Annotated in this window: 6 protein-coding genes; all 6 read right to left on the bottom strand. The window is 62.4% G+C overall.

The window, feature by feature from the left end; genetic code table 11:
* On the bottom strand, window positions 1-488 hold a 488-nt coding region (locus tag B2V21_RS00490), incomplete at its 3' end, for a class I SAM-dependent methyltransferase (protein WP_286915714.1).
* Between the two features lie 110 nt (window positions 489-598).
* Window positions 599-2263, bottom strand: coding sequence for a glucose-6-phosphate isomerase (pgi, locus tag B2V21_RS00495; protein WP_090356231.1), 1665 nt, complete (start codon window positions 2261-2263; stop codon window positions 599-601).
* Window positions 2264-2483: 220 nt separating this feature from the next.
* Complete coding sequence (gene panC, locus B2V21_RS00500; RefSeq protein WP_056845247.1) at window positions 2484-3353, bottom strand: pantoate--beta-alanine ligase; 870 nt, start codon at window positions 3351-3353, stop codon at window positions 2484-2486.
* Entirely contained in the window at window positions 3350-4150 is an 801-nt protein-coding gene (gene panB, locus B2V21_RS00505; RefSeq protein WP_286915715.1) for a 3-methyl-2-oxobutanoate hydroxymethyltransferase, read from the bottom strand. Before panB ends, panC begins: the two co-directional genes overlap by 4 nt.
* Before the next feature lie 272 nt (window positions 4151-4422).
* Entirely contained in the window at window positions 4423-4899 is a 477-nt protein-coding gene (gene folK / locus B2V21_RS00510; RefSeq protein ID WP_286915716.1) for a 2-amino-4-hydroxy-6-hydroxymethyldihydropteridine diphosphokinase, read from the bottom strand.
* A gap of 2 nt (window positions 4900-4901) precedes the next feature.
* On the bottom strand, window positions 4902-6284 hold the full coding sequence (locus B2V21_RS00515; protein ID WP_049858681.1) for a polynucleotide adenylyltransferase PcnB: 1383 nt from the start codon (window positions 6282-6284) through the stop codon (window positions 4902-4904).
* Between the last annotated feature and the right edge of the window lie 413 nt (window positions 6285-6697).

A 6697-nucleotide genomic window follows, 5' to 3' on the forward strand; every position in this document is an offset into this window, starting at 1 on the left:
CCGCAGGTGTAGGCGAACAGGTTCAACACGCTTTTGCCGGCACTGTGCTGCTTGACCCAGCCACGCGCATTGCGCAGGTCGAGAAACAGCAACGGGTCCTGGCCAGGATGACGGCCACGCACGCGATAGTTCAGGCCCCATTCACGTCCAACCAGGTCGACCAGTGCGGCGTCTTCGGCGCGATACACCGAGTCTTCCCGATCGATCCGCGAATTGCCCCGTGACCGGTCGTTGTACACCAGCAGTAGCGGCGTCTGCAGATGCTGCTCGACCGCACCGTGCACGGCCAACAGGTCTTCGCGCTCCAGCGTCTGGTGGAAGCTTTGCACCAGCAACTGTGCGCCATAGCGGTCGACGGTCAGGCCACTGGCCCCTTCCTGGCTGCCGTGGAACAGTCGATAGCAATCGGTACCCTGTTCATGCAATGAGTCGAGCAATGACGAACGAGCGTCGAGGGCGGCGCGCAGCGCCTGGATCAAAGCGGGCATGCACGGCGCCTGACGAAAAAAGGAGGGTGGCAATTCTACCTCAATTGCCCGGTGCCGCGAGGGATCGCACGGTCGCGGCGCTGGCCAGCAGCGTCGCGACCGAGTGAGGGTCAGCCGCGGTGACGGCCGCGGAAGTAGTTGATCAAGCCTTGGGTCGAGGCATCCTCGGCAGTCGTTTCGTTTTCACCGATCAGACGCTGGTAGACACCCTTGCCCAGTTCCTTGCCCAGTTCCACGCCCCACTGATCGAAGGCATTGATGCCCCACAGCACGCTCTGCACGAACACTTTGTGCTCATACATTGCAACCAGCGCGCCCAGGCGACGTGGGCTGATGCGCTCGACCACCAGGGTGTTGCTCGGACGGTTGCCGGGAATGACCTTGTGCGGCGCCAGCTTCTGCACGTCTTCCTCGGCCATGCCGCGTTCGCGCAGTTCGGCTTCCGACTCGCTGCGGCTCTTGCCCAGCATCAGCGCCTGGCTCTGCGATAGGCAGTTGGCGAACAGCCACTGATGGTGGTCGGCAACCGGGTTGAAGCTGACCACCGGGACGATGAAGTCGGCCGGGATCATGTGAGTGCCTTGATGCAGCAGCTGGTGATACGCATGCTGACCGTTGCAGCCGACGCCGCCCCAGATGACCGGGCCGGTATCGATATTCACCGGCGTGCCGTCCTGGCGTACGCTCTTGCCGTTGGATTCCATATCCAATTGCTGCAAGTGCTTGGTGATGTTGCGCAGGTAGTGGTCGTACGGCAGGATCGCGTGGCTCTTGGCATCCCAGAAGTTGCCGTACCACACGCCCAGCAGGGCCAGCAGCACCGGCATGTTCTGTTCGAACGGTGCCGACTGGAAATGCTGGTCCATGGTGTAGGCGCCCGACAACAGCTCCTTGAAGTTGGCCATGCCGATCGACATGGCGATCGGCAAACCGATGGCCGACCACAGCGAATAGCGCCCACCCACCCAGTCCCACATCGGGAAGATGTTTTCCTCGCGGATACCGAACTCCACAGCGGCGGCATTGTTGCTCGACACGGCGATGAAGTGACGGTACAGCTCGGCTTCCGAACCACCCTGTGCCAGGTACCAGCCCCGCGCGGCCTGGGCGTTCTTCAAGGTTTCCAGGGTGCTGAACGACTTGGAGGAAACGATGAACAGGGTCGTCTCGGCACGCAGCTTGGCCGACAGCTCGTGGAATTCGCTGCCGTCGATGTTGGCCAGGTAGTGACAGCGCACGCCTTTCTGCGCGTACGGCAAGAGGGCTTCGGAGACCAGCTCAGGGCCGAGGAAGGAGCCGCCGATACCGATGTTCACCACGTCGGTGATCGGCTTCTCGGTATAGCCGCGCCACAGGCCATCATGGATGCGCGTGACCAGCTCGGTGATCTGGTTGAGAACCTTGTGCACGTCCGGCATCACGTTGACGCCATTGACGTTGAGCTTGTCGCCTACCGGACGGCGCAGCGCGGTGTGCAGAGCCGGGCGACCTTCGGAAGCATTGAGCAGCTCGCCGGCGAACATAGCCTTGATGGCGCCTTGCAGATCCACTTCGTTGGCCAGCTCTACCAGCAGGTCGCGGGTCTGCGTGTCGATCAGGTTTTTCGAATAGTCGAGGAACAGGCCGCAGGCGCTCAGGGAGAAATGCTCGAAACGCTGAGGGTCGGCGTTGAAGGCATCGCGCATGCTGAAGTCTTGCATGGCAGCGCGGTGCTGGGTTAGCGCCTGCCAAGCGGGCAGGGTAGTCACGTCGTGCGGGGTTCGGTAGTACGCCATCGCTGCAAATTTCCTTTTTCTTGAACTGCCTTTGGACATTGGAACGCTCGGCCGGTTGCGTGCCTGTTGCATCAAAAGATCCAACAGGCGGCCAGGGTCATTGCGGGGCCGCTGATCGGCTGCCAATGCACGGTTCGGACGCTGCACCACCTTAAACCGCCGCGCGCGTTCTGTCTGCGCCTAGTGGACGATGCGTGAACGACTTTCGAGCCGTCGTGGCTCAGCCGTGCTGAGGGTCGTGATCGAGGTCCAGGTGCAGGTTGTCGATCAATCGCGTGGTACCCAGGTTAGCCGCGACCAGAATGACCAGATCGCGGTCATCGGCAGTGGCCGGCCGCAGGGTCAGTGCGTGGCGTACTTCCAGGTACTCGGGCACGAAGCCCGCTTGGGCAATGACCTGCCTGGCCTGGTCCAGCAGCAGCGGATAGTCGCGACGACCCTGGCTGATCTGTGCCGCCACCTGACTGAGCACCTGGTACAGCAACGGTGCCTGGGCACGTTGTTCTTCGCTCAGATAACCATTGCGCGACGACAGCGCCAGGCCGTCTTCGGCACGCACGGTCGGCTCACCGATGATCTGGATCGGCATGTTGAGATCGCGCACCAGCGCCCGAATGACCGCCAGTTGCTGATAGTCCTTCTGACCAAAGACGGCCAGATCCGGCTGGACCATGTTGAACAGCTTGCTGACCACCGTCGCCACGCCTTCGAAGTGGCCGGGACGGCTGGTACCGCACAGACCTTCGGACAGTTGCGGAACGCTCACACGGGTTTGCCCGGCCATGCCGTCGGGGTACATCTCGGCAGCCGAAGGTGCGAACAGTAGGCTGCAGCCCGCTTGCACCAGCCGCTCCTGATCGGCAGCCAGCGTACGCGGGTATTTGTCCAGATCTTCGCTGGGTCCGAACTGCAACGGGTTGACGAAGATACTGGCCACCACGAAATCGACACGCTGGGTGGCCTTGGCGACCAGCGCCGCATGGCCGCTGTGCAGGTTGCCCATGGTCGGCACCAAGCCGATACGCTTGCCTTCGCCACGGGCGCGGGCCACGGCGGCGCGCAGTTCACGGACGGTCTTGACGGTGTTCATGAGGCGAATCCATGTTCAGGTGCAGGAAAATCAATCGCCTTGACGGCGTTCACATAGGCGCGCAGGGCGCCTTGAATATCGCTCTGCCCGGTCATGAAGTTTTTCACGAAGCGTGGCACGCGGCCGCTCAACGACAGCCCGAGCATGTCGTGCAGCACCAGCACCTGGCCATCCACGGCGCTGCCGGCGCCGATGCCGATGACCGGAATCTTCACCGCCTGGGCAATGTCGGCTGCCAGTTCGACAGGCACGCACTCGAGCAGCAGCATGGCCGCGCCGGCCTGTTCCAGGGCGATGGCATCGGCACGCATCTGGCGTGCCTGGATATCCTGGCGTCCCTGCACCTTGTAGCCGCCGAGCAGGTTGACCGATTGTGGGGTCAGGCCCAGGTGGACACACGCGGGAACACCCCGCTCGGCGAGCAGGCGGACCGGCTCGGCGAGCCAGGCAGCCCCTTCGAGCTTGACCATGTGTGCCCCGGCCTGCATCAGCAAAGCGCTGTTGGCCAGCGTTTGCTCGCTGGTGGCATAGGCCATGAAAGGCAGGTCGGCCACGATGAACGCGCCTTGGTTGCCACGTTTAACGCTGCCCACATGGTAGGCCATGTCGGCAACGGTCACGGGCAATGTGCTGTCATGCCCCTGCAAAACCATGCCCAGCGAATCGCCCACGAGCAACACTTCGACACCCGCCGCACAGGCGGCGTGGGCGAACGTTGCGTCGTAGCAGGTCAGCATGGTGATCTTTTCACCCTTGAGCTTGAGGCTCTGCAGGGTGGTCAGGGTGATTTCGGGCATGAAAAAAATCCTCGGACTGGCGCTGTGTCGACACAACATCATCTGTCGTGATGTTTGGAAACCCACGCATAAACGTTGGTTTCGCGCCGTTTGGCACCTCAGGGTGCAACGGGCCGCCTATAGTCGTGAGCACGACCGGGGAAGTCAATTGGGTTTAGGGCCTCTTCGCGGGCAGAGCCCACTCCCACAGGTCCGGAAGCCCAATCCAACACGTTCTTTGTGGGAGCGGGGCGGGCGGCGAGCCCTTTGCCCGCGAAGAGGCCTCACCGGCGCTACAGCTTCTCCAGCCCCACAAACGGGCAGGCAGCCAGAAGCGCGCGCAGGCTGCGGCCGTCCGCCAGCATGAAGCCCTCGTCAACCAACTCGGCCAATGGATACAGCACGAACGCGCGCGCGTGCAGATGGTAGTGCGGCACCTTGAGGCGAGGCTCGTCGATCACCCGATCGGCGTAGGTGATGATGTCCAGATCCAGGGTGCGCGGCCCCCAGCGCTCGCCACGCTCACGGCCTTGTTCGCTCTCGATCGCCTGTAGCGCCTCGAGCAGCGTCAGTGGAGCCAGCTCGGTGTCCAGCGCCGCCACGGCATTGGTGTAGCGAGGCTGGCCGGGCAGCAGTGAGTCGCTGGTATAGAACGATGAAGTTTCGACCAGTCGGGTATTCGGCAGCCCAGCCATGGCCTGCAGGGCATCACGCAGTTGCCGTTGCGGGCTGTCCAGATTGCTGCCCAGACCGATGTGTACCCGCACCATGCTTATTCGTCGGCCTCGCCACGCTTGCTGCGTTTGGCGCCGGTACGACGACGCTTGCGTGGCGCGCCTGACTCGTCCTTGCCACCCAGGTCGGCGATCATGTCGCGGCGTTCACTGTCGTTGCAGTCCTGATAGTCGGTCCACCATTCGCCCAGGCCGTCGGTTTCTTCGCCGGCCTTTTCGCGCAGCAGCAGAAAATCGTAGCCGGCGCGGAAACGTGGATTGTCGAGCAACAGGTCGGCGCGCTTGCCACTGCGCCGCGGCAGGCGTTCCTGCATGTCCCAGATCTCGCGGATCGGAATGGTGAAACGTTTGGGAATGGCGACGCGTTGGCACTGTTCGGCAATCAGCTCGTGCGCTGCCTCCTGCATCGCCGGGATCGGTGGCATGCCGCGGCTTTGCAGGCGCAGCACACGCGCCGGCAGCGCCGGCCAGAGCAGGGCGGCGAACAGGAAGGCTGGGGTGACCGGCTTGCCTTGCTTGATGCGCAGGTCGGTGTTGCGCAGCGCCTCGCTGATCAGCGTGTGCGTGTAGGTCGGCGTGTCTTCCAGAGCCTGAGTGGTGGCCGGGAACAGCGAGTCGAACAGTTGCAGATCGACCAGCATCTCGAAGGTATCGGCCGCGTAGCCGGACAGGAACAGCTTGAGCACCTCCTCGAACAGGCGTGCCGAGGGTATCTCGCGCAGCATCGGCGCCAGTTCGCGAATCGGCGCAGCGGTGTGCTTCTCGATGCCGAAGTCCAGCTTGGCGGCGAAGCGCACGGCGCGCAGCATCCGCACCGGATCTTCCTGATAGCGCTGGGTCGGATCGCCGATCAGGCGAATCAGGCGGTTGCGCACATCGTGCACGCCATTGGCGTAGTCCAGGATCCGTTCGCTGACCGGATCGTAGTACAAGGCATTGATGGTCAGGTCGCGGCGCTGGGCGTCGTCTTCCAGGGTGCCGTAGACGTTGTCGCGCAGGATGCGCCCGCTTTCGCTGCTCGAGGAGCGATGGACATCCTGTTCGTCATCTTCTTCCGGATGATTGGCACGGAAGGTTGCGACTTCGATGATCTCGCGGCCGAAATGGATGTGTACGAGCTTGAAGCGCCGGCCGATCACGCGCGCGTTGCGGAACTCGGCACGGACCTGCTCGGGCGTGGCGCTGGTGGCGACATCGAAATCCTTGGGCACGATGCCCAGCATGAGGTCACGTACGCAACCGCCTACCAGATAGGCCTGATAACCCGCGCTCTGCAGGCGCTCGACGATGCCCACGGCGTGGCGGCTGAACTGGCTGCGTTGCAGCGAGTGTTGACCAGCATTGAGCACTTCGGGCGTGGTGCGCCGGTGCTGCGGGTGACGCGCGGGAGTATTCAAAGACTTGAACAGCTTCTTCAGCATGGGATGCACTGTTTGAAGGGATTTTCGGCCATATACGAAGAACGACCGCATGATGGGCGGGGATTCTAGCATTTAGTCGAGGGATGGTGTAGGAGGCAGCGCCGGTCGGCGCAAGCGGCAGGACAAAAGCCGGAAACTACAAGGGGAGCCGAAGCTCCCCAAGAAGTAGTTGCGTGCTCTGTTTTTATTTTTTGTCGGGCTTCTTGTTTTTGTTGAGTGCCCTGTCCACCAAACCTGGGTTCGGGGGTGGCTCCCTATTCGGGAGCAAGAGCAAACGGATTGCTTTGGTCGCTGTGCTGTGATGATCGCGGTGATCCAACCAGTTCTGGCTTCTGCTTCAAAGCAGTTGTTGTGGTTCTCTGCCTGGCTGCGGGTTTCCCCAAAAACAACGCCTCTCCAAAAGAATCAGTTAG

The organism is Pseudomonas sp. UBA6276 (assembly GCF_002438365.1).
In the GTDB taxonomy this organism is placed as follows: domain Bacteria; phylum Pseudomonadota; class Gammaproteobacteria; order Pseudomonadales; family Pseudomonadaceae; genus Aquipseudomonas; species Aquipseudomonas coleopterorum.

Excerpts from the sequence above, each read along its gene's own strand:
- panB (WP_286915715.1), bottom strand. The coding sequence starts at position 4,150 with ATGCCCGAAATCACCCTGACCACCCTGCAGAGCCTCAAGCTCAAGGGT.
- pgi (WP_090356231.1), bottom strand. The coding sequence starts at position 2,263 with ATGGCGTACTACCGAACCCCGCACGACGTGACTACCCTGCCCGCTTGG.
- B2V21_RS00515 (WP_049858681.1), bottom strand. The coding sequence starts at position 6,284 with ATGCTGAAGAAGCTGTTCAAGTCTTTGAATACTCCCGCGCGTCACCCG.
- folK (WP_286915716.1), bottom strand. The coding sequence starts at position 4,899 with ATGGTGCGGGTACACATCGGTCTGGGCAGCAATCTGGACAGCCCGCAA.
- panC (WP_056845247.1), bottom strand. The coding sequence starts at position 3,353 with ATGAACACCGTCAAGACCGTCCGTGAACTGCGCGCCGCCGTGGCCCGC.